General features: G+C 48.7%; 31 protein-coding genes and 1 pseudogene. 4 read left to right on the forward strand and 28 right to left on the reverse strand.

From position 1 onward, the window contains the following. Positions 1-10 precede the first annotated feature (10 nt). From HVZ52_RS13285 to HVZ52_RS13335, 11 genes are all read right to left on the reverse strand, one after another. Complete coding sequence (locus HVZ52_RS13285; RefSeq protein ID WP_016152739.1) at positions 11-415, reverse strand: HK97-gp10 family putative phage morphogenesis protein; 405 nt, start codon at positions 413-415, stop codon at positions 11-13. Next, positions 412-801, reverse strand: a complete 390-nt coding sequence (locus tag HVZ52_RS13290) for a hypothetical protein (protein WP_016152738.1) — start codon at positions 799-801, stop codon at positions 412-414. The genes HVZ52_RS13285 and HVZ52_RS13290 overlap by 4 nt, the downstream gene beginning before the upstream one ends. After that, positions 770-1120, reverse strand: a complete 351-nt coding sequence (locus HVZ52_RS13295) for a phage head closure protein (protein ID WP_016152737.1) — start codon at positions 1118-1120, stop codon at positions 770-772. The genes HVZ52_RS13290 and HVZ52_RS13295 overlap by 32 nt, the downstream gene beginning before the upstream one ends. Further along, positions 1117-1434 carry a head-tail connector protein gene (locus HVZ52_RS13300; RefSeq protein ID WP_016152736.1) on the reverse strand — a complete coding sequence of 106 codons (318 nt, stop codon included), beginning with the start codon at positions 1432-1434 and terminating at the stop codon, positions 1117-1119. The genes HVZ52_RS13295 and HVZ52_RS13300 overlap by 4 nt, the downstream gene beginning before the upstream one ends. Next, entirely contained in the window at positions 1415-1792 is a 378-nt protein-coding gene (locus HVZ52_RS13305; RefSeq protein WP_016152735.1) for a hypothetical protein, read from the reverse strand. The genes HVZ52_RS13300 and HVZ52_RS13305 overlap by 20 nt, the downstream gene beginning before the upstream one ends. 97 nt (positions 1793-1889) lie before the next feature. Further along, a complete protein-coding gene (locus HVZ52_RS13310; RefSeq protein WP_016152734.1) occupies positions 1890-3176 on the reverse strand; it encodes a phage major capsid protein in 1287 nt (428 codons plus the stop codon). A 72-nt stretch (positions 3177-3248) separates the two neighbouring features. Further along, positions 3249-4169 (reverse strand): S49 family peptidase, encoded by a 921-nt coding sequence (locus tag HVZ52_RS13315; RefSeq protein ID WP_075847153.1) that lies wholly within the window; start codon positions 4167-4169, stop codon positions 3249-3251. Positions 4170-4205: 36 nt separating this feature from the next. Next, positions 4206-5465, reverse strand: coding sequence for a phage portal protein (locus HVZ52_RS13320; protein WP_016152732.1), 1260 nt, complete (start codon positions 5463-5465; stop codon positions 4206-4208). Beyond that, positions 5465-5644: a hypothetical protein gene (locus tag HVZ52_RS13325; RefSeq protein ID WP_003832363.1), complete on the reverse strand. Its 180-nt coding sequence runs from the start codon at positions 5642-5644 to the stop codon at positions 5465-5467. Before HVZ52_RS13325 ends, HVZ52_RS13320 begins: the two co-directional genes overlap by 1 nt. Then, on the reverse strand, positions 5638-7365 hold the full coding sequence (locus HVZ52_RS13330) for a terminase large subunit (RefSeq protein ID WP_016152731.1): 1728 nt from the start codon (positions 7363-7365) through the stop codon (positions 5638-5640). The genes HVZ52_RS13325 and HVZ52_RS13330 overlap by 7 nt, the downstream gene beginning before the upstream one ends. Then, on the reverse strand, positions 7362-7859 hold the full coding sequence (locus tag HVZ52_RS13335; RefSeq protein ID WP_003832359.1) for a phage terminase small subunit P27 family: 498 nt from the start codon (positions 7857-7859) through the stop codon (positions 7362-7364). The genes HVZ52_RS13330 and HVZ52_RS13335 overlap by 4 nt, the downstream gene beginning before the upstream one ends. Positions 7860-8074: 215 nt before the next feature. Between HVZ52_RS13335 and HVZ52_RS13340 the strand changes: the two genes are divergently transcribed. Further along, complete coding sequence (locus tag HVZ52_RS13340) at positions 8075-8590, forward strand: hypothetical protein (protein ID WP_003841965.1); 516 nt, start codon at positions 8075-8077, stop codon at positions 8588-8590. 135 nt (positions 8591-8725) lie between these two features. Here the strand turns inward: HVZ52_RS13340 and HVZ52_RS13345 are convergent, their stop codons facing one another. From HVZ52_RS13345 to HVZ52_RS13370, 6 genes are all read right to left on the reverse strand, one after another. After that, positions 8726-9088, reverse strand: a complete 363-nt coding sequence (locus HVZ52_RS13345; protein ID WP_075207154.1) for an HNH endonuclease signature motif containing protein — start codon at positions 9086-9088, stop codon at positions 8726-8728. Positions 9089-9520: 432 nt separating this feature from the next. After that, positions 9521-9724 carry a hypothetical protein gene (locus HVZ52_RS13350; protein WP_049268775.1) on the reverse strand — a complete coding sequence of 68 codons (204 nt, stop codon included), beginning with the start codon at positions 9722-9724 and terminating at the stop codon, positions 9521-9523. Between the two features lie 151 nt (positions 9725-9875). Next, entirely contained in the window at positions 9876-10559 is a 684-nt protein-coding gene (locus tag HVZ52_RS23040) for a DUF4145 domain-containing protein (RefSeq protein WP_249417936.1), read from the reverse strand. A 66-nt stretch (positions 10560-10625) separates the two neighbouring features. Then, positions 10626-11093, reverse strand: a complete 468-nt coding sequence (locus HVZ52_RS13360) for a lysis protein (protein ID WP_049268777.1) — start codon at positions 11091-11093, stop codon at positions 10626-10628. Further along, positions 11090-11638 carry a lysozyme gene (locus tag HVZ52_RS13365; RefSeq protein ID WP_049268778.1) on the reverse strand — a complete coding sequence of 183 codons (549 nt, stop codon included), beginning with the start codon at positions 11636-11638 and terminating at the stop codon, positions 11090-11092. The genes HVZ52_RS13360 and HVZ52_RS13365 overlap by 4 nt, the downstream gene beginning before the upstream one ends. Continuing rightward, the gene (locus tag HVZ52_RS13370; RefSeq protein WP_003832349.1) at positions 11610-11888 is read right to left on the reverse strand and encodes a phage holin; all 279 of its coding nucleotides are present in this window, start codon (positions 11886-11888) and stop codon (positions 11610-11612) included. Before HVZ52_RS13370 ends, HVZ52_RS13365 begins: the two co-directional genes overlap by 29 nt. A 258-nt stretch (positions 11889-12146) precedes the next feature. On the opposite strand from HVZ52_RS13370, the gene HVZ52_RS13375 reads away from it, so the two are divergent. Next, complete coding sequence (locus HVZ52_RS13375; protein WP_048233519.1) at positions 12147-12440, forward strand: hypothetical protein; 294 nt, start codon at positions 12147-12149, stop codon at positions 12438-12440. 136 nt (positions 12441-12576) lie between these two features. Here the strand turns inward: HVZ52_RS13375 and HVZ52_RS13380 are convergent. Then, positions 12577-12684: pseudogene (locus HVZ52_RS13380) on the reverse strand (putative holin); the annotation flags it as partial. A gap of 92 nt (positions 12685-12776) precedes the next feature. Then, the gene (locus tag HVZ52_RS13385; protein ID WP_049268779.1) at positions 12777-12965 is read right to left on the reverse strand and encodes a hypothetical protein; all 189 of its coding nucleotides are present in this window, start codon (positions 12963-12965) and stop codon (positions 12777-12779) included. A 143-nt stretch (positions 12966-13108) separates the two neighbouring features. Between HVZ52_RS13385 and HVZ52_RS13390 the strand changes: the two genes are divergently transcribed. Next, positions 13109-13483, forward strand: a complete 375-nt coding sequence (locus tag HVZ52_RS13390) for a FlxA-like family protein (RefSeq protein WP_016152722.1) — start codon at positions 13109-13111, stop codon at positions 13481-13483. Between the two features lie 317 nt (positions 13484-13800). Here the strand turns inward: HVZ52_RS13390 and HVZ52_RS13395 are convergent, their stop codons facing one another. The 7 genes from HVZ52_RS13395 to HVZ52_RS13425 form a co-directional block, all read right to left on the reverse strand. After that, entirely contained in the window at positions 13801-14400 is a 600-nt protein-coding gene (locus tag HVZ52_RS13395; RefSeq protein WP_048235605.1) for a hypothetical protein, read from the reverse strand. 13 nt (positions 14401-14413) lie between these two features. Next, positions 14414-15454, reverse strand: a complete 1041-nt coding sequence (locus HVZ52_RS13400; protein WP_049268780.1) for a DUF968 domain-containing protein — start codon at positions 15452-15454, stop codon at positions 14414-14416. Beyond that, entirely contained in the window at positions 15451-15810 is a 360-nt protein-coding gene (locus HVZ52_RS13405; RefSeq protein ID WP_049268781.1) for a RusA family crossover junction endodeoxyribonuclease, read from the reverse strand. The genes HVZ52_RS13400 and HVZ52_RS13405 overlap by 4 nt, the downstream gene beginning before the upstream one ends. Before the next feature lie 2 nt (positions 15811-15812). Then, positions 15813-16013, reverse strand: a complete 201-nt coding sequence (locus HVZ52_RS13410) for a hypothetical protein (protein ID WP_003832333.1) — start codon at positions 16011-16013, stop codon at positions 15813-15815. 128 nt (positions 16014-16141) lie between these two features. Continuing rightward, positions 16142-16387 carry a hypothetical protein gene (locus HVZ52_RS13415; RefSeq protein ID WP_049268782.1) on the reverse strand — a complete coding sequence of 82 codons (246 nt, stop codon included), beginning with the start codon at positions 16385-16387 and terminating at the stop codon, positions 16142-16144. Between the two features lie 45 nt (positions 16388-16432). Further along, on the reverse strand, positions 16433-16666 hold the full coding sequence (locus tag HVZ52_RS13420; protein WP_044700595.1) for a DinI family protein: 234 nt from the start codon (positions 16664-16666) through the stop codon (positions 16433-16435). 286 nt (positions 16667-16952) lie between these two features. After that, entirely contained in the window at positions 16953-18044 is a 1092-nt protein-coding gene (locus tag HVZ52_RS13425; protein WP_044700597.1) for a permease, read from the reverse strand. Between the two features lie 100 nt (positions 18045-18144). Between HVZ52_RS13425 and HVZ52_RS13430 the strand changes: the two genes are divergently transcribed. After that, positions 18145-18441, forward strand: coding sequence for a metalloregulator ArsR/SmtB family transcription factor (locus tag HVZ52_RS13430; RefSeq protein WP_038641364.1), 297 nt, complete (start codon positions 18145-18147; stop codon positions 18439-18441). Between the two features lie 67 nt (positions 18442-18508). Here the strand turns inward: HVZ52_RS13430 and arsC are convergent, their stop codons facing one another. Together arsC and arsB are read right to left on the reverse strand one after the other, a co-directional pair. Further along, positions 18509-18934, reverse strand: a complete 426-nt coding sequence (arsC, locus tag HVZ52_RS13435; protein WP_181598332.1) for a glutaredoxin-dependent arsenate reductase — start codon at positions 18932-18934, stop codon at positions 18509-18511. A 12-nt stretch (positions 18935-18946) separates the two neighbouring features. Next, positions 18947-20236 carry an arsenite efflux transporter membrane subunit ArsB gene (gene arsB, locus HVZ52_RS13440; protein WP_044711231.1) on the reverse strand — a complete coding sequence of 430 codons (1290 nt, stop codon included), beginning with the start codon at positions 20234-20236 and terminating at the stop codon, positions 18947-18949. Positions 20237-20267 lie beyond the last annotated feature (31 nt).

A 20267-nucleotide genomic window follows, 5' to 3' on the forward strand; every position in this document is an offset into this window, starting at 1 on the left:
GCAGCGGTTGCTACCTGTTCTGAATACCATTGCGGATTTCAACGGTCAGAATGCGCAGAACCTGCCGGACGTTGTAATCCAGTGCCGGACGGATGAATGGATCGGCAACCTGTTTCACCGTACCGAACTCTTGGGCCAGCGCTTTCATGTAATGCTTCTTGCTGGGGCCAACCCGAAGGGTGACCACCGTATTTCCGCGACCTTTCCGCGTGGATGAGCGAATTTTGATGGAATCACGCATATGCTGCTCTGCAGAGGATGCATCGTCGAAGCCGGCATGTTGTTTCATGTCGTCTTCAACCACTTTCAGCGCCTCACGCCCCGCGTCACGTAACACCTTCGTGCCGACCTTTTCACCGAGTGCGATAAGCTGCCGCTCCAGCTCGTCCAGCCCTTTTACGTCCATAGTGATCATGGTGAGGCATCCCGGTAGTGAAAGGTGAAATCCCGGACGAGCCGGTACTGAATATTGCCGCTGGTCAGTACCGATTTACTCTGCTGTATTCCACCCCGGACCACATTCTGCACGGGAAAGCCCTCCAGCTGGCCATGCACGATAGCGGTCCATTCCGCGCTGATTTTCTTATCCAGCTGTAACAGGCGGGTGTAGTCATTAAGCAGATAAATCGCTATCTGGAAGCGACCCGCAATCAAGCCTGTGCGCAACAGTCCGGCGTACAGCTCCGGATCGGAGATACACTGGTAAGTAATTCCCTCCTGCAGCTCATCAGGCAGGAGCAGAGGGTAAACATCCAGCCCGGTCAGGCGTTCAAGTGCTGCCTTTAATGCCAGCTCGATCATGACGTGCGTCTGCCTCCCCTGTGATGATGATGCGGTCCGCAAGACGTTCGACGTTACGAACGGTATAAACCCGGTCAGACGTCGTTATTTTCCAGTCGATATCAATATTCAGGTTCGGATGAGTGGTAAAAAGACATGTTTCAACAACCTGTTGTTGATCCAGTGTGCGGATCTTTCTGCCCGAGACCAGCTCGCGCTTCGCCCAGGCTTTCCCGGTCGTGACCAGTTGCTCCGGCAGCTGTTCACCCAGCGGTCCCCGACCGGATTGCATATACCCAATCGAAAGACGGCAGGTCATCTCTTCCGGCTTCAGGCTCATACGGTGTTCTCCTGCAACGGGAAAAGAAGATGCCGGACCGGAGCCGTCTCCAGCCACTGACCGGTGAAACCATTCAGATACGCATCCCCGACCAGATACTGCATGGCCAGCTGGATATCTTCATCCGCCACAAAACCGCGTACACCTTCCGGCAGCGCCTGCAGTTCGTCGTCGCTTCCCACCAGTTTGCAGTAGTAGTCACGTTCAATACTCTTCTGCGCAGCCGCCACCATTTTAGTGAGCATGCCGTCATGCTCCGTGAAATCCGGCTCCAGACGGAGCTGGGTTTTCACGTCATCCAATGTCAGTATCATGGTCATCGGCTCCCTTGCGGGGACTCAGCGCCTTTTCCGCATCTTCTGGCCATACCGCAATATGGCGTTCAACCAGTTTTTCTGCGTACTCAGTATCAAAACAGGCCGTATCACCGCGTGAATAACGATGATAGGGTCCCAGGAAAAAAACCGCTTTCCGCATCACTTCTGCTCCCGTCAGGACCGTGGCCCCGTTTGTTTCACTTCCGGTCAGATCAACACCTGTATCACCTGAACCCGCTGCAGTATTCTGACCGTCATCCCCGTCCACTGTATTTTCCGGCGTCAGTTCATCCGGCTTTTTCACATCACCGGCTGCAACCGCCGCTGCCGCTGCTTTTGCCGCTTTCGTCGTCATCGTTTTGCTCCTGAAAAGAAAAAACCCGCTGCTGCGGGCTTGGGGAATTACGTGCTTTTACGCTGTGCGACCGTGGTCGCACAGAGTGCAGGACCGGTTAAAACAGCACTTTTGTCCCGAGAACAAGACCTTCCGGATGACGGAAGCCGATATCGTGCTCCGTCACCACGCGAATCAACGACTGGTTACGGGAGAACGCGGAAACCAGATTTCCGTCCCCGTCCTGATAGGAGGCTTCCTGCGAAAACGACACCTTCATGTTGCCGTCTTCACCGATAACCACGTCATTAAAGTCAGCGAAGTAAATTTCCGACTCTTTGCCAGCGTCACCGAGGTTTGCCGGGATAGCGCTGGTACGCTGAATCTGAAATCCCTTCAGCATCCCCTGGGCCATTTCCGGGTAGACCTTATTACCGTTACCGTCGCGCAGCCCGAACAGTTTCATGTAGGTACGGTTCGACATGCCCCAGCCGCAGCTGATCATGTTGCTGTTCCCGTCCATCGCCATCAGGATGATGCTGTCGAGATAGGTATCAATCGTCTGCAGATTAACCTCTGCAGCAGCTTCCCACGGCAGCAGGCGGTTCCACTCAGTTGCTCGCGTTTTCATACCGACAGGCGTATCACCGGTACCGTCATCGCGCATAAAGGCTTTATCTTCACGAACAGAGATCGCGGTCAGAATATCCTGCAGGACCAGCTGCTCCACGTTGTAGCCAGCACGACCAATCAGCTGGTTTGAGATTGGAACCATTGCAATCATGGTTTTCGCAGTGAGTTTCACATCATCGAAGCGCGCTTCTGATGTTTTCGCATCCTTGCCTTCCCCGGTGTAGCTCGCCGTCGCACCACCTGCCAGACGCGGCAGCGCCATGTTGCCGTTCGGCAGCGGAATGGAGCGCGCGCCCAGCTTACGAACGATGGTGCGATCGCGCAGCAGTTCGATCACCTCGCTGTGCAGGTTTTGCGGAATAAGAACACCGCCTGACGCGGCGGCAGTGTTGATGGCCATCGAGACAGACTGGTCATTCAGTTCTTCAGCTGCAAATTTAGCAGCATCCTGAACGTTACCCTGTGCTGCCGCAATCGACATCACCAGACGGGTCATGCCTGCGCCGGTATATTGCTTTGGCTCAGCCTTAATGCTGATACCTGGAGTCTGCTGTGTGCCTTTAACCGGTTTGGCGACAAGCGCTGCAGCACGTTCAGCCGCTTCCAGACGCTCAATCTTGGCGCTGATATCCGTGAACTGCTGCTGCAGGCTGGCAAATTCGGTTAACTGCTCCGCAGTCAGCGTACCGCCACCAGTTTCTACTGCCGCCAGTACCTGAACCTTCTGATTAATACCCGCACGTTCACGACGCAATTCTTCAATATGATCCATGTTTTTCTCTCTTTTTGGCATAAAAAAAGCAGCCTGTTGGCTGCTTTCTGGTAATGACGCGTTAGCGCCGGGTTACATTCTGGTTTGCAGGTCCATCGCGGCTGCCTGCAACTTTATGGAAGTGGTTTGTTGAGGTTGTTTGTACTTTGCCGCAATGGCATTAATCGCGGACTGAGGATCCGAAACTTCATCAGCAAGACCAGCAGAAATGGCATCAGCGCCGAAATAGATTCCGGCCTGTGTGTTAATCACCGTCTGAGGGGCAAGTTTCCGGTATTCCGCTACAGAGGTAATAAACGTCTCGTACATATCGTCAATCATCCTCTGGAACATTCCCCGAGCGTCTTCACTCAGTGGCTCATGTTGTGTACCGTTATTTTTGTTATCTCCCCGAAAAATCGTGGTGAATGTTAACCCCATTTGCTCTTCCATCCTGGAAGTATCCAGGTGTTCCATGATCACTCCAATCGAGCCGACTCCACTGGTCTGGCTGACTACAATTTTGCTGCAGGCCGAAGCGATAAAGTAAGCCGCAGAATAGGCGCTGTAGTTCACAATTGCAGTAATAGGCTTAGTTTGACGTGACTGGAAAATATAATCGGCCAGTTCCTTGCATCCAACCGCCGCACCACCACCAGAATTTATATCCAGCACAATTTCACTGATGGAAGGGTCATTTAATGCAGCATGCACCTGGCTACGTATGCGCTCATAGCTGGTAAGTTCCGAACACATTGCAGTAATTTGCCCACGACGTGGAACCAGAATGCCGTGAACAGGAATAACAGCCATTCCACCAGCTGGTTGAACCAAATCTGGCGCCTGATTGTTATCAGGATTCTGTGTCATGTGAATTCCAGCCTCTTCTGATAATCCCTGAATACGGGGAACCAGCACAGCTTTTACAGAATCCATTGTCTGTCGTGTCACGTAATGTGGAACACCAAAGACCATAGCCGCCAGATGCGGCAGATTAATTAAATTTTTTGTCATGATGTTTACCAGGTCAGCCCGCACTGCGGGTGATATTCAGTTTCTGGACAGAATAGAGTTGATTTCTGCCAGTTGTTTTGCTGTTGGCGTGTTATCGCCAGGTAAGATTTGTTTACTGTCGACCATATTCAGAGGCGTCAGGTATTTGTCCCCTCCGGCGATGGGTGGAAGGTTCTCCATGCGGCGAATGTCGTTAACCGATAACCAGCCCCACTGGCGGCCTAATGCATAAGATTCATAGCGTGACTTCTGATCACCGCGCAGCAGGCCAGAAACATTGAATTCAATGTACAGATCACTGCGCTCGCTGGGTAAAAGCAGATCGCGCATTAATGCGCCTTCATGGCGCTTCAGCCAGGCCAACAGCGTGTACATCACAAACTGCAGCCCCTGGTGCTCAATGTTGTTATTCGTGGCTTTCGCCAGCATCTGCACCATATGGGGCGGGATTTTATAGAGCCGGCACACTTCCTCCACGCCCCATTGACGGGACTGTAACAGCTGCGCTTTCTCATTATCCTGAGATAGCTGTTTGTAGCTCATCCCTTCCTGAAGCAATGCAACAGAGAATGCGTTCCTGACGCCGGAATATCTGTCCGTCCACTTTGCCAGCAGGCGGTCGATAGCATCCTGGCTTTTGATCGTCGGAGCGTCTTTTGGACGTTCAATAACGCCGCTCATCGTTGTACCACGGCGAAAGACCTGAGAAGCATGCTCTTCCACGGCGAGGTTTAGCCCAAGAACATCCGCGTTCGTCTGGATTGGGGAACTGCCGATATAGCCATCCAGTGAGAAGACCTTCACATGATGCATCATGCGCATTGGCAACGTTTCGCCAATTTCGGGTAGTTCATAATATGGCATCCCATCCGGGCCTTTCAGGACAATGACCTTTTGGGGATTAACCGGGATTAATTCGCGGGGATAACCTTTCCCGTCCCTGTCGATGATCGAGTAGCAATTTCCCTCCAGGCCAAGCAGGCCCTGCTGCTGTTCAAAGTATTCAAATGAAGTGTCTTTTTTGTTGGGCTCGGAATGAATCAGATCATATACAGGGTGGTCAGTCGCCCGTTCACGGCCTCCGTTAGCGCCTCGCCTGTAAAGTTCACACGGCAGCTGCGCCACCGATTCTGCCAGAAGCGTTACACATGCCCGGACCGCCGATAACGCCATTGCGGTTTCAGAAGTGATAACGATCCCCGCCTTGCTCTGGCTGGAACTCACACCACCCAGCATCGCCTGCCAGAAACTACCACCAGACTGAGATTTACCCCGAAACATCTGGGGAATGAACATTATTCACCCCCTGATTTAATTACGCTGGCAGACATTGATTTCGCGATTAAAAATGACCACAGCAGGCAGATTGAACCGCCAGTAATAAGCCCGGCTGCAGGTGAAATAAGCCAGGCACCGGCAGACAGTAACGCGGCTCCGGCGAGGCCGATAAAAAAACTTAAAAACGTCATTAGCATGCTACATCTTCCTCGTCGTAAACGGATGAATTACTCGCCCGGCTATTCAACATTGCCCGTCCGATTGCCATAATTAGCGAAACCGCGCCATCGATTTTGTTTTCGTTATGCTCTTTGATGGGTTTAACCACATCGTCATTACCGGGCAAATACTTCCCGACGACGTTGCTGATACACCAGCTCATAATCGGGTTCCCGTCGTGATGAAAGCGGCCTGACTCAATGGCGGCTTCCAGCTCCTTCGTCGGATCAGACATATTGGTGTAGTTCTGAACAATAGTGATCGGATTAAGGCTTTCATCAGCCAGATCATGTGAAAGCCCCGTCGCGCCGAACGGGTCAATCGGTGACTCACTGACTGGGTTGAGCTTGTTTGCCGCCTTGGCCTCTTCAAGGATGTAGCGGTAATCAACTTCAGCGCCATCAGTAACTGTAAGCAGTCCCATTTCAACCCATTTCTGAAATCGCTCCGCAGTACGACGATCTTCGTTCTTTTCAACGCTGAATACTGCGTCGTAGGGAACCCAGAAGCGGGGAGCAACGCTGTAGTAATGTGTCTTGCCGTCAATTTCCCTGGTGAACAACCGCGCCATACTGTTCATATCCAGCTTGCGCGCCAGGTCGAAAGACAGAACACATGGCTGTCCTTCGAATTGCTCCAGCGTAAGTGTCTTATCCTCACAGTTCTGCCAGGAAACCAGGTTGTAGAAAGCAGCACGGGCTGCAACCCAGATGTTGAGGTGTTTAGTTTTAAATACACCAGCCTGACGGGCGTTATTAATAGCTCTCTGTTGCTGGCTGAGGAGAAAGTCACGATAGACCGACACGCCCATATTCGGGTTAGCTTTTTCCAGCACTTTAGGATCGGTCCAGTCATCCCCCTCGTCGACGGTGTATATCACGCCGAACAATTCCTCATTCGGTACTGTGCCATTCAGCATCTCAATCACTTCACGCCGTTTGTCGTAGCATGGACCCTCAATGTTGTAACCCGCCGTCGTGATCGCCCACATTAGTGGTTGTCGCCGCGCCCCCATACCCGTCAGCATAGTGGTGTAGAGCGAATCTGTGGGATGTTCGTGATACTCGTCAACAATCGCACAGTGCGGTGAAGCGCCGTCCCCAGGGTTACCAATCAGCGGCTCAAAACGCGCGCCATCTTCTGGCCGGCTCAGGTTGGACGCATTAACTTCAATCCCGAACGCTTCCACCAGCAGCGGGGTGCGCTTACACATCAGACGAGCTGGTCTGAATACTTCCCACGCCTGTTTTTCAGTTGTGGCCCCGGAATATACTTCAGCGCCAAACTCGTTATCACAGGTAAAACAGTACAGCGCCACACCTGCCGAAATAGCTGATTTCCCATTTTTACGCGGTATCTCCGTGTAAACCTCGCGAAATCGTCGAAGCTTCGACCCTTTCTGGACCCAGCCAAAGGCGCAGCACACAATAAACAGTTGCCATGCCTCCAGAGTGATCGGCATCCGCTTGAATGCCCACTCTCCTTTTGTATGTGGCAACAACTGGATAAATTTCGCGGCCTTTTCTGCCATGTCTTTATCGAAGCGGTAACGAAATTTCTTACTCTTTTCAGCCGCCATGTCATCGATATGACGCTGGCAGGCCTGAATGACAAACTGGCACGCCGGAATTTTCCCCCGCACAACGTTGCGGGCGTATTGATTCGCGGCGTTTACGTTGGGGTACGATTTCCGGCTCATGAGTTGATCATCTTCAGGAATGGGTTAGAGGTTTTCTTCTGTCCGGCAAGGCCGATTAGGCGTTGTCGACTGCTGGGATCAAGGCCAAGCATGGAGCCGGTAGAGCTCATCTCCGATTCCTGCTCTTTCTTTGCGGTTAGCTCAGGGTTTTTTATCTTCCCCCCCATAGCACCAGTGATAGTCAGCCCTTCTCTGGCGATATTTTTAACCGCCCTGCGCCAGAACTCATATGCAACACACCAGCGCTCAAGTACGGCAAGATCGGTAACACACAGTAATCCCTGTCCACATAATTCTTTCGTGGTCAGTTCCCACATGACGGCCGCCATTGGCAGACCATCATCCTCAGAAAACCAGTCAGGTGGTGCCACACCTTTAATCGGTGTGAATACAGGTTCCTCTTTATTCAGGGCTCGTTTGCCGGGGTTCCCTGCCAGCTCCTTGCGCGCCGTTGGCTTGGGGCGACGCCCGGAACGCCCCGCCGTTCCAGCCATAAGCGACACTCCTGGTTAAATTTCATTTTTCGCGGGTATAAAAATACGAGGAAGCGGGCAGTCCTAAAGCGCGAAAGGGGTCAGGGATTTTATCCCCCCCTCCCCCTTGAAGATGACAGCAAGAAAGCATGCAAAAGCAGATACTGGTCATCCATCAGGATGTTCAGCATAGTGTCTTCAGTTATTCTCAATAAATAAACGATGGAGTCTAAGAAATGGATAAAACTAGAAAATATGATAGAGCCTTACAACTTGAGATCCTCAACGCTCTTATAGATTGTGCTCCTAACTCTTTAAACAAGGCACAGGAGCGAGACCTCATTGAGAAGTTTGATAACTATGATCACTTTGTGGCGTGCATGCTATATCTTGAAATGCATAGTCTTGTTTCTACACCTTTCGTACGCAGCGAAACAATGGCTGGCGTTGATTTTATCTTCAACGCCCCATACTGCAACATTACAGAGAAAGGAATTGATTTTCTTCTTGATGATGGCGGCTTAAGTGCAATCCTTAAGGTTCAAACCGTTCGGTTACACAATGACACGATTGTTGCCCTTGAGGATATAATCCGTGTCGCAAATATATCTGAAGATCAGAAGAAGGGATTGATTTCAAAACTCCGAGAGCTTCCGGGAGACGCCATAAAACATTTGACCCTACAGTTACTGACTCAGGGGGTTCTGAATCTGCCGAACGCACTTCGACTAATTCAAACAACCCTCCAGTAGGGCTAAACTCGTCAGAGGGGCGAATTAACTCAAATTTGCCCCATCCCAGTGTTTTACTTAAAAACACCCAAAATTCCTTCCGGGTATCTGCATGAATGTAGAAACAGTTCTTATGCATTACAGCAGTGAATATTATCATCGAATATGTTCTCTTGCTGTCTTCGCTCTGTGGCATTCCCAGCACAACGACTCAAGATTGGAATCGTCATCAGTGCCGCCATGAGCTTTTGGGATGATGTGGTCAACGCTGGTCGCTTTCTTCGCTATCTTCTGCCGGCGATGGTTCTGACACAGGTATTGATCACGCTGTAGGACACGCTCCCGTATGATTTCCCAGAGCCGACCATATCCTCGATCCTGTCTGCTCTTACCTGCCTGATAGTTTCTCCAACCATCACCAACATGCTGTTGTCGGTGTTGGTCACAATACCCACTGGCATCGTTGGTGATTGCCGCACATCCTTTGTGCCGGCATGGACGCTTAGCTCGGGCTGGCATCGGTATTGTCCTGTCTGTTGAATAAAGTTTTTGTCGTACGCGGAAAGAAACTGGAAACGGCCACTAACGGAAAATTTTCATAAATAGCGAGAATCTGCGCGGTCGCCGCCCCGTAACAGGCCGGAACACCGGAAAGGCCCCCGTAAATGAGAATGAATATCGTTTTCTCTAGATAATGCTTAGAACAGGATCATCTACCGGTATCGGGCCAGTCCACAATTCAGTTGGCCGTGCAGATGTGTTAATCAGTCCTAGCTAATCGCACCAGTTCATTGGGGGGGACCGGATTTGGCATGTTCGGTGAGGAACTGGTCTTGCAGCGCTCCCCAGTCCGGTTTTGCCATGGTTCTATTCCTATGGTTCAAGCCATTAAAAAAGCCACCCGAAGGTGGCCTTTGTGATGGCAATGAAATTGTTACCTTAAGAAAGCAATTATTTATCTAGGGCTGCCTGTATTGCATCTGCCAATGCTTCAACTTTTTTCGTTACATGCTCTAAATCGTAGCCTGATTTCACACCAGCAATCGCAGTTGCGGATGCAACCGTTGCTTTGGAAATTTCAAGAGCTGCCTGGACAGCCAGTAAGCGTTTTCTATCTTTTTCAGCTGGTCCGTTTCCGAAATATCCCTCTAACATAGTAACTCCTTATCTATTATCAACATGGTATGTATGGCATAGATAATTTGATGTAATTTCATAGCAGTTTCAACATGATTATCACAGACTTTCAGCGTATGCCTGCTGCAATCAGTATGATGATGACAATAAAAAAATCGTCAAAAACCGATTATCTAGCTTGTTTCATTGCTTTTTTTTCTGCGGCCAAGGCAGTGATAGCTTCAACTCTTAGCTGCCTTTCATGCCTTTCTATGTACCATTCTTGAATAAGTAGCTCTAGTAGACCGATAAGCATTTCCGCTTCGTCTGGATCAACATCAACGATCACGTTAATGTCATTTTCCATATGAGCACCAATATTGCCAATATTGCGAATAGCATCAATGGCTTTCCACATACCAGATTCTATCTGGCCCTCAATGGCTTTTATCTCATCGACCAATCTTGCTGGTTTGACATTCCAAACATTCCTGATCATCCCCTGAAGACATCGACGCGAGAGTGTCGCTGATGTCTTTGGCGAGAGGTCTTTAATCAAAACGGCTTCTTTGTAATCTGCAAGTATTGGGGCAGGAACATAGTCAGGAAATTGTTTGTATTGTCCATTTGGTCTGTTTACCCAAGATTCGATTTCCTTAGTTGCGTGGTAGAAACCTCCCACAAGCTCTGCAGATGAAACCCTCGAGGCATATGTGAACTCTTTGCATTCAGGATTTGGGCAAACATTAACCCATGACTCAAACACCAGCGCTCCATACTTAGTGTCAGCACTAATAGCGAATTCGTTATCTTTCTTTTGAATTTTTTCGAAAACTGAAAGATGCCCGCAATATGGGCACTGCCAAGAAGACATAGAAACCTCCACATGTATGTGAAGGTTAATATATTTCAATTCATCGTATTAATAAACGAGCAATAGCTACTTAAGGCACTGATTAGCGATGAACTCCTGTAATGTCCTCAATGCTGCCTGGTCATTGATGATTCCTGAGCGGATACCGAGAACGTTTCGTCCAGCAACTGGAGAGAGTTCGATGGCGGCATCATTGCCCATGCTGGAGGAGCTGGTGGTTTCGGTTGAGGCTGGCACTGGACACTTGCCTTTGACGTACACCCGCCCACCATTATCAAGCTTGCGCTGCAGAGCAGTATTTTCAGCATTCGCATCTGCTAATTCCTTCGTGTATTTAGCATCCAGTGCAGCAACTTCTCGCTGCCTAGTTGTCATATCTGTAATGGTAGTGTTAGCCAAATTCAGAGCCTGAGTTTTCTCATCACGCTGCTTCTTGTATTCGGTGGCGTTATCGCGATAGTGATTAACAGCCCAGCCAAGTGATACGATGATGCAGATGACCGCACCTAAGATAATTGTGGATAGTCGACTCACAGGCCTATCCCCCAGCACGTCAGCGCGCTTTCCTGGTCTCGCCTTTCTACCTGCCCATAGCAGCCATTTTTCTGGCCTTTGGTCAGACGACAATCGCGGCCACCGTCTTTAATCCACCAGCGGATCGCTTCACAGGCTCCTTTACGGTCGCCAGCATTGATGCGCTTATAGAACGTAGACGGGAAGCATTTTCCGGGACCGATGTTATACGGACAAAAAGATGCGATCCCGGCTTTCTGTGGTTCGGTCAGTGGTACCTTGATATTTCGCCCAACCCACGCCAGCGCTTTATCGCGTTCAATGGCGTTTACCTGGGCACATTTCTCTGCTGACAGCTTCATGCCCTGAACTACCGGCTTACCATCAACCATCGTGGCGCCACGGCAAATGGTCCATATACCAGAGCCGTCCTTGTACGCTGTTGTGCTGTTACCCTCTTTCTCATCCAGAAACTGATCGAGAATCACGGGCGCGGAAGCCCCGGCAAGAATCAAACCAACGACCGCTGCGCTCAGTTTATTCTTCAGCTTTGGTGACATTACCATTAAGCCGGTCCTCCCTTTCCTTTTTCCTGTAATACCAGTTCACTGCACAGGTGATAACAGTGCATGCGATACCGACAATAATTGCCCAGTCGCTCAGGCTTAACCCTGCAATTCTGTCGGCCAACATCCAGGACACCTCTTTTGCTGTTTTAGCTGTTTCGGCATATGCCTTCGCTGATACACCGCAGCCGGTCAGCGTGGTTCCTGTTCCATATGAAAGTCTGCTGTAAATGGTGCTCATTCTGGTCATAGCCTCACCTCCGATTCTTCGGATGGCGCTGTGTGTGATTAAAGGGTCAGGCTTCACGGGCTGGATTTATCAACAAAGCACGTAGCGGATGATTCCCGTGAGCCTGAAATGAAAAAGGCCGCCAGTTGGCAGCCTAAAAATGATGTTTGATAATTTTTCCATCGAGCAAGGTTAGACTAGCCAATTACAGTAGCTTGCTCTCCAATTCAATTCCTGATCTACTACTTGGTTCTAGCAACCAATGAAAAAGGATAGATCGTGAATAATGGGAAAAATGAACGATTCAGAGTGTACTTATCCAGTTTTGATGCGGATATTGCAGCACTAACAGAAGCCTGTAAAAGTATCAGCAACAGTCTTAACTCTGTTTTGGAGAGCACAAAAAGAGAGGGGTTTATAAACCCGATTCAAGTTTTCATAGATTCTTTAACACTGAATCAGCCCGAAACACATTCTAATATCTGGGTAGCCGTTAATTCATCATGGCAGATTGCAGAAGAAGCCAGGCTAAAACTTGAGAAATTTGGTTATAAGACTGGTGAAATTATTTAAATATCCTCCGGCATAGCCGGAGGTTTTTCTGATACGCCTATAAGGCTCTGTTTCCAGTTGCGTCCTAACAGGCGCATACGATCTTACATATACATCACACTTCGTTACTTATGACCCGTGAACGGGCTACCCGGATAAATGCGCCAAACACCACACCGTAATCGGTTCCGGTTAACAGTTCATAGACACTGGCCCCCGTCAGGACACCACCAGCCAGCCCAGTACCGGAAATCGGATCGGGCATTTAGCCCCCTCTAAATTGCTGTGAGTCCTCTCAGGAATGAGGGGAATAAAAAAAAGGCCGCCATGCGGCAGCCTCGAAGTAAGTACGGTTGTTTACAATGGTGGAGAGAGAGGACCTTCTAACACCTCTGCTTCACCGTTATGGCAAATGTCATCGCCTCTGGTCAGATGCCAAACACCTGTGATTATTTTCCCCGTTTCCAAGTCATCAACAGTGTCATTCGTGTAGTACGCTACCTGTACAACACCGACATGCTGAATCCAGTAATACCCTTCTTTCATAAGCTCCTCCGCGATACTCAGCAGATAGTATAGAGCAGTACAAATAATGCTGTGGTGCAGGAAGCCACAACTTAATCTTTGCTATAAAGTAATTTCGAAAGATGACGATAATGGGTAATAAATGTAAGGCCGGAGGAACCACCATGAGCATGACAGTTAGCACTTTGGGTCAGGACATACTGCAAAGCACAGTAAAACAAGCACCTTCAAGTACTGGCAACTCTGTTTCACAACAAATTCAAAACCTGAAAAAACAAATTGGTGAGTTGACAAAAGAACTCAGCGCCATGGGTTCAAAAATAAATGAAGTAACCTCCGAAGATGAGGCAAAACTGCTTAAACAGCAGATGGAGATGATTCAAAGGCAAATCGAGTCTATGTACGCAAAAATTGCTCAATTACAAAAACAAGAAGCAGAAAAAAACCAAATGGCGTCGGGTGCATTACCTACGGTAAGTGACAAATCAAGTTCGAACGTTGCAGGGAATAATACTAAAAATATTGATGTCTACGTTTAGCAGTGACCCCCTATCATTTTTCCTCTGAGTTAGAAACGAAAAAGGATTGTGAGAACTTGTTTTCGAGTTAACGATTTCAGATCGGCGATATGACAGGGGTACTGGTGCTATGCACCTCGCGAATACCCCTGTCGTATCGCCGGAAACCAAAAACCCCGCTGTGGCGGGGTTCTCGTTATGTTCAAATTGTTCGCTTTTTGTCGCTGCCATAGTGGCGCAGCTCTGCCAAGCATGAATAAATTATCTGATTTTCTGGCCCGTTTTCAACACCATTATCAAAAAATAGCATCAATAGCTAAAAAATGATTTCAGTGAGTCTATTCAGATAACAGTTTGCGTGCTTCCAAAAAGACCTTTGCTCTGAATATTTCCAGGCACCAGCGCACGCGCTTTCTCGCCTCCCCATCAGTTAACCATGGCGCAATCGCCTGCAACTCCCGGGTTATGTCTGAGATTTTTTTTCGGGTGGTGTAATACTGAAGACCGACCACATAAACCGGATCATTAATATCCAGCGCCTGCAGTACGCATTGCTCAACAAAATCGACATCATCATTATGCAGGGCTTCATCAATCACACTAGCGGATGACTGCGGCCAGAGAATGCTATGTGCCCTGTTCATTGCCTGCTGTCCACGGAATCCCTCTTCTCTCGCCTGATTTAACGCAACAGTGAATCGCTCTAACGCCTTATCTGACCAAATCCGTCCTTTAATAACATTCCAGCATGCATGACTTCGCAGCAAACGGGGTGCAGTTTTTCCTCCCACACCCTCGCCCCATATAGTGAGCAGGGATTTAATCCATCCGGACTGGATCCCTGTAAGGAGAATACATTTACCCAGCCAGCTTTTGCGTGGAGCAGAAGCCGCTTTACCCAGCGCTTCCAGATGATTGCGGCGTTGACGTGGTGTCATCCTGTTCTTCTCCTTACGCCAGAACGCCGAGCCCATAAGCCCGGTCCAGCACTCTGATAATCATTACCGGCTGAGGCACATGCTTTCGCTCAAACTTCACCGGGTCGTTATGTAGTTCTGTATGGCACTGACGACACAAGGGGATCGCGAAAATATCATGCGCCTTCGTTGCCATCCCTCCCTGCCCCCAGCCGATTAAATGGTGTGGGTCATCTGATGGTTTGCCGCAGCATTCGCAGGGCTGTGTTTTAATCCATGCAAGATATCTGGGGTTCGCCCAACGGATCCTCTTCGGACGTTTCATATAGGTTTGCGGGGACTCGGGATCTACCAGGACACCGACTACGGGTTTAATCGCTGGAACTTGCGCTGGTGGCATGTTCACGGTTACTGCGTTGGCTCTGGCTGTAATGATGCTGGTGGCGGTTACACCCGGTTCGATATCGCATTCACGCATGACTGAATGATGCTCTTTCGAAGGAATACGTAGCGACCGACTGGCTGCTGATTCGGGAATTGCGTCGGTAACTCCCATTCGAACCGCCCACCAGCAAAGCTCAGCCAGCGACAACTCTCTGGAAGAATCCATATTTAGCGCCACCATGATGCTGTTAATAATCCAGTTAATAACATTACGTCTCGCCAGCTCTGCAAGTTGTTCGCTGTAGTGGTCACGCAGATGGTTATCACAATGTCCACACAGGAGAACCGATCCGGGTTCATGACGCAGAGTGGTTAACTCGTGATAATGGTAATTGCTGTGTGGCCACTGGCAGCAGCTACCGCCATAACGCAGAAGCCAGTAATCAAGACCACTAAAACCACCAGCAGCCTTTATAACTTTTTCATCCTGGAAGAACGGCCACAGGGATTCGTCACTGGCCAGCGGCTGGCGAACGTCAGGAACAGGGCCTGCAGGCAACCTTTCCATGCTTGCAGGCTGACTTTCCACCAACACACGTTCACAACTGAATAATGACATCAGCTCGCTGCCCGGCTTGAGCAGCACAATTCCAAGCTCACGTGCAACCACGGGTTTAAGCAGCGCCCTCATTCTGCTATCTCCCCGATAATTATTTGTCCCTTCTCTCCCCATAATTTAGTGACACGTGAATCCCAGATGTGAGCGTCATCTTCGTAAATAGCATCCATCAGGGCTTTCATCATATTGTCGAAATCAGGTTTAGTCTGGTGTGGTTTACCGTTGAACTCAGCCCGTTTCTTTTTGCCCCAGCTCGCCGGCATCGGAAGAATGAAGGTGACGTGTGAACCGCTTTCCGGCAGCTCAACACCCTGCAGACGAACTTCATCACAGAAAGCCCGGTAACGCAGAACCTCGGGACGCTTTTTCCATTTGTCAGCGCGCGTCATTCTGGGCTTGCCCATTGGGGTGATATCGTAGACTTTCACATTCACCTCCAGATCCGTTGTTGCCAGGTTCTCTCCTGACGCGGAGGCTTAGATGCTTCTGGCAAGAACGCGCTGATCGTCCAGTGAATGAAGTCATTATCCAGACTACGCTCTGTCTTAATCTGCTTTGCGCGATAGCGGGCTTCCAGTTCATCAGCCTGCTCAGTGGTGAGTTGAGTATGTTGAAACCAGCTTTTCTTCATAACGCACCTCTGGATGCGGCAAAAAGAAAATCGCTGGCGTTAGTTAACGTCAGTATGTGGGATTGCTTGAATTGATCTTGCGCCATGGGCTTTTCTCCTGTGGCGCAGCAGGTATAGGTTGTTCAGGCCTATGACGGGAGTGTAACAGATTTTTGGGTAACGCGATAACCAGCCCTTTCCAGCATCTGAGTAAACAACGTAGGTGTACCAATAATTTCATTATCCTGAAGAGGCAAAAATGACACCATGCTATCGCGTCGGTACATCAGGGCGCGCTCACACTCAGGAAATGATTGCAGCCTGGCAACGATGACTCCATCGTGACATCTGATGACTGCGTAGCCTTTTTTGGGCAATCCTAATTTTTCTTTCACTTAAACTCCCCCATGCAAACGGGATAAAAGTAACACCCAAAATAATTAATAAAACCAGTCGTCAGCACTTTCCCAGGTTTCCTGGAGGATAGTCTCTATTTTCTTTTTATCTTCCTTGTCACCACCAAGAACACTTAAGCCATCAGAGCCTGTACGACGTATGCTCAGGCTGCAGTTCTCATACTGATTACCCAGCCTTTTAAGTAACTCTTTCTCCAGCGCCGGCACTGCTCCCTTTGGAAGTTCTTTAGTACGATCAATGGTGAGTTCAACTTTCATATTAGCCTCCACTGCATATACTGTATATTTGTACAGTACACCGATACATTGAAATGATCAATGACTTAAGAGCACAAATTGTTAACCTTAGCCTATAAATGAGATGCAAAAAAAACCCGCCGAAGCGGGTTCAATCCAATGCGGACTTGTTGTTTTGACACCATTGTAAGTATTGAGATATCAACGTCCTTAAATTTGGATAACTGCTTTGATTGGGATTGATTGCGCAACTTTCATATGCTCGTCTCCCCCTGCAACTTTTTCAGGTTCTGTCTAACATACCCAATCAAAATAACAACTGTGTCAGGTATCCCATAATAATCGCCATGCCCAAAATAACGGTCAGAAATGCAGCAATCAAGGGTGTTTTGAACATTGATTTAAGCAGTATTACTTCCGTCAGACTAGCTCCTGCGCTACCAATAATCAGAGCCATTACTGCTCCCGTTCCCATGCCTTTATCCATCAAGACTGATGCCAACGGAATTACTGCCTCAGCACGTATATACAACGGTATTCCAATAATTGCACTTAGTGGAATCGCAAACGGATTATCATTCCCAGCATGAGCAGCAATCCACTCTGCAGGTATAAAACCGTAGATAAACGACCCTATAACAATACCTAACATCAGATAAGGTAATACATCTTTAAATTGAGTCCAGGCATCCTGAAATGCCAGTCGTATCGCACCAGGCTCTCTTACTACACTTTTCGGGAAGAATTGTTTATTTGTTTGGCCCGTCTCGCAGCTCAATTCACAATTTGTGCCCCGAAATGCTGAGAAACTCTTAAACGTTTCTTGTGGTTTAGAACAACTATTAGCCCCTATGTCCTGTTGATTTGATACAGAACAGCAAGCTGAAACACTCTGTAGTTTAGTTTCAGGAGTTTTTCCACTGCTAACACCACAACAGCTAGCCAGCGGTTTTGATGTTTCGACAATATGTCGGTCAAAACCAAGCACATCTAACAAAATACTTGCCAGTACGGAAACTGTTGCAGCTATAACAGCGTATAGCAGGGTAACTTTCCAACCAAAAGTAACCCACATCAGACCAATGATTATCGGGTTAAGCAGAGGTGAAACAAACAAGAATGTAAGTGTTGGACCGAAGCCTGCTTTTGCTGATAACAGTCCGCGTAACATGGGAATTGTAGAGCAGCTGCAAAACGGTGTTACAGCTCCTAACAGCGATGCAAGTATGTAACCTCTCCCCTTTCTCGCCCCTAACATTCTTTGAATCTTTTGGTCCGGAATTTTTTGCCTGATAAGGCTAACACCCGCACTAATCAGAAAAAAAAGCGCAGACAACTCGACAGCAAGAAACAAGAACATCTCTGCCGCGTTAGTAAACATAGAAATCCAGCTATTCATGAAACCCCCTATAAACCATATTTCTAGAATAATCGAATTATTGAGGTTAGATCAACATATTTCTGGTATTATCGAAATATCAATAGATGAGGAAGGTACCATGCAACTAGAAGAAGTAGCTAAAGCTATGAAAGAATTAGGACATCCAACACGTTTGTTTATTTTCAAACACCTTGTTAAAGCCGGTGAACAAGGTTTACCTGTAGGTGATCTACAAAAACAACTTGCGATTCCATCTTCAACACTGAGTCATCATATATCCGCACTTGTTTCCGTAGGTCTGGTCAAACAAAATCGCGAAAGCCGCTCCTTAATCTGCGTTTCTCAATATGACAAGTTAGAGTCGATTATTGATTTTCTACGCGAAGAATGTTGCATCAACAGTCCAAAGATTTAAATCGAGGCAATCCATTGTTTTTATTTGATAAAGGAGCCGCCTAAATAACAGGCGGCTCTCCTGTCGCTTATTTCAATTTTTTGCCTGCATCATCAACGACTTTCTCGCCATCTTCCTTGGCGAAAGCCCCTTTCTGAGCATCAGGAAGGATATCCAGAACAACTTCAGAAGGACGGCACAGTTTGGTTCCCAGCGGTGTTACAACGATGGGGCGATTAATCAGGATCGGATGCTGCAACATAAAGTTAATTAACTGGTCGTCAGTAAATTTATCTTCGGCAAGACCCAGTTCCTCATATGGCTCGACGTTCTTACGTAGTAACGCCCGGACGGAAATGTCCATATCAGCAATGAGTTTGACCAGCTCATCGCGTGAAGGTGGAGTCTCAAGGTAAAGAATAACGGTCGGCTCATTACCGCTGTTGCGGATCATCTCCAGCGTGTTACGCGATGTGCCGCAGGCTGGGTTGTGATAAATGGTGATGTTGCTCATATCAGTATCTCATTACAAAGTGAAAGAGAGACGTAGCGCCAGCGCGGCCAGCGTTACAAACAGCACAGGCAGAGTCATGACGATCCCGGTGCGGAAATAGTATCCCCAGGTGATGGTCATATTCTTCTGTGAAAGTACGTGTAGCCAGAGCAGCGTTGCCAGGCTACCAATAGGGGTAATTTTCGGCCCCAGATCGCAGCCAATGACGTTGGCATAAATCATTGCTTCTTTGATAACGCCCGACGCGGTACTGCCATCAATCGACAATGCGCCAATCAATACGGTAGGCATGTTATTCATGATAGAAGAGAGGAATGCGGTCAGGAATCCCGTTCCCAGCGTGGCTGCCCACAGGCCTTTATCTGCGAGTAAGTTCAGCACGTCAGACAAATATTCTGTCAGCCCTGCGTTACGCAGCCCATAGACCACCAGATACATTCCCAGCGAGAAGATCACGATCTGCCATGGTGCCCCACGCAACACTTTACCGGTGTTAATGCCGTGACCTTTTTTTGCCACAGCAAACAGGATTGCTGCCCCTACTGCTGCAATGGCACTGACCGGAATACCCAGTGGTTCGAGTACAAAAAAGCCCACTAATAAAAGAATTAATACAATCCAACCTGTTCTGAATGTTGCCAGATCTTTGATGGCTTTTGCGGGCTCTTTCAGTCGTGCAATATCATAAGTGGGCGGGATATCTTTGCGGAAAAATAGATGCAGCATCACCAGAGTGGCGACGATGGCGGCGATATCCACCGGCACCATTACCGAGGCATATTCCGTGAATCCCAGTTTGAAGAAATCAGCCGAAACGATATTGACCAGGTTCGATACGATAAGCGGCAAGCTGGCGGTATCGGCAATAAACCCTGCGGCCATCACGAAAGCAAGTGTGGTGCTTTTACTGAAGCCAAGCGCCAGGAGCATAGCGATAACAATCGGCGTCAGAATAAGTGCCGCGCCATCGTTGGCAAACAGTGCCGCGACTGCCGCGCCGAGCAGAACGATATACGTAAACAGAAGGCGGCCACGACCGTTCCCCCAGCGAGAAACGTGCAGCGCTGCCCATTCGAAAAAGCCTGACTCATCAAGCAACAGACTGATGATAATAACGGCGATAAATGTTGCCGTCGCGTTCCAGACGATATTCCACACCACCGGAATATCAGCAATGTGAATCACACCCGATGCCAGAGCCAGTACGGCCCCCAGCGTGGCGCTCCAGCCAATCCCTAATCCCTTTGGCTGCCAGATAACCAATATGATGGTCAGGATAAAAATGGCTCCTGCCAGTAACATATAACCTCCTGAAAGGGCAGCAATGCTGCCC

Origin of the sequence: Citrobacter sp. RHB36-C18 (genome assembly GCF_013814485.1) — a bacterium.
Classification (GTDB): Bacteria; Pseudomonadota; Gammaproteobacteria; order Enterobacterales; family Enterobacteriaceae; genus Citrobacter; species Citrobacter braakii.

Coding starts and splice junctions, on each gene's coding strand:
- HVZ52_RS13285 (WP_016152739.1), bottom strand. CDS start 415: ATGATCACTATGGACGTAAAAGGGCTGGACGAGCTGGAGCGGCAGCTT.
- HVZ52_RS13290 (WP_016152738.1), bottom strand. CDS start 801: ATGATCGAGCTGGCATTAAAGGCAGCACTTGAACGCCTGACCGGGCTG.
- HVZ52_RS13295 (WP_016152737.1), bottom strand. CDS start 1,120: ATGAGCCTGAAGCCGGAAGAGATGACCTGCCGTCTTTCGATTGGGTAT.
- HVZ52_RS13300 (WP_016152736.1), bottom strand. CDS start 1,434: ATGATACTGACATTGGATGACGTGAAAACCCAGCTCCGTCTGGAGCCG.
- HVZ52_RS13305 (WP_016152735.1), bottom strand. CDS start 1,792: ATGACGACGAAAGCGGCAAAAGCAGCGGCAGCGGCGGTTGCAGCCGGT.
- HVZ52_RS13310 (WP_016152734.1), bottom strand. CDS start 3,176: ATGGATCATATTGAAGAATTGCGTCGTGAACGTGCGGGTATTAATCAG.
- HVZ52_RS13315 (WP_075847153.1), bottom strand. CDS start 4,169: ATGACAAAAAATTTAATTAATCTGCCGCATCTGGCGGCTATGGTCTTT.
- HVZ52_RS13320 (WP_016152732.1), bottom strand. CDS start 5,465: ATGTTCATTCCCCAGATGTTTCGGGGTAAATCTCAGTCTGGTGGTAGT.
- HVZ52_RS13325 (WP_003832363.1), bottom strand. CDS start 5,644: ATGCTAATGACGTTTTTAAGTTTTTTTATCGGCCTCGCCGGAGCCGCG.
- HVZ52_RS13330 (WP_016152731.1), bottom strand. CDS start 7,365: ATGAGCCGGAAATCGTACCCCAACGTAAACGCCGCGAATCAATACGCC.
- HVZ52_RS13335 (WP_003832359.1), bottom strand. CDS start 7,859: ATGGCTGGAACGGCGGGGCGTTCCGGGCGTCGCCCCAAGCCAACGGCG.
- HVZ52_RS13340 (WP_003841965.1), top strand. CDS start 8,075: ATGGATAAAACTAGAAAATATGATAGAGCCTTACAACTTGAGATCCTC.
- HVZ52_RS13345 (WP_075207154.1), bottom strand. CDS start 9,088: ATGCCAGCCCGAGCTAAGCGTCCATGCCGGCACAAAGGATGTGCGGCA.
- HVZ52_RS13350 (WP_049268775.1), bottom strand. CDS start 9,724: ATGTTAGAGGGATATTTCGGAAACGGACCAGCTGAAAAAGATAGAAAA.
- HVZ52_RS23040 (WP_249417936.1), bottom strand. CDS start 10,559: ATGTCTTCTTGGCAGTGCCCATATTGCGGGCATCTTTCAGTTTTCGAA.
- HVZ52_RS13365 (WP_049268778.1), bottom strand. CDS start 11,638: ATGGTAATGTCACCAAAGCTGAAGAATAAACTGAGCGCAGCGGTCGTT.
- HVZ52_RS13370 (WP_003832349.1), bottom strand. CDS start 11,888: ATGACCAGAATGAGCACCATTTACAGCAGACTTTCATATGGAACAGGA.
- HVZ52_RS13385 (WP_049268779.1), bottom strand. CDS start 12,965: ATGAAAGAAGGGTATTACTGGATTCAGCATGTCGGTGTTGTACAGGTA.
- HVZ52_RS13390 (WP_016152722.1), top strand. CDS start 13,109: ATGAGCATGACAGTTAGCACTTTGGGTCAGGACATACTGCAAAGCACA.
- HVZ52_RS13395 (WP_048235605.1), bottom strand. CDS start 14,400: ATGACACCACGTCAACGCCGCAATCATCTGGAAGCGCTGGGTAAAGCG.
- HVZ52_RS13400 (WP_049268780.1), bottom strand. CDS start 15,454: ATGAGGGCGCTGCTTAAACCCGTGGTTGCACGTGAGCTTGGAATTGTG.
- HVZ52_RS13410 (WP_003832333.1), bottom strand. CDS start 16,013: ATGAAGAAAAGCTGGTTTCAACATACTCAACTCACCACTGAGCAGGCT.
- HVZ52_RS13420 (WP_044700595.1), bottom strand. CDS start 16,666: ATGAAAGTTGAACTCACCATTGATCGTACTAAAGAACTTCCAAAGGGA.
- HVZ52_RS13425 (WP_044700597.1), bottom strand. CDS start 18,044: ATGAATAGCTGGATTTCTATGTTTACTAACGCGGCAGAGATGTTCTTG.
- HVZ52_RS13430 (WP_038641364.1), top strand. CDS start 18,145: ATGCAACTAGAAGAAGTAGCTAAAGCTATGAAAGAATTAGGACATCCA.
- arsC (WP_181598332.1), bottom strand. CDS start 18,934: ATGAGCAACATCACCATTTATCACAACCCAGCCTGCGGCACATCGCGT.
- arsB (WP_044711231.1), bottom strand. CDS start 20,236: ATGTTACTGGCAGGAGCCATTTTTATCCTGACCATCATATTGGTTATC.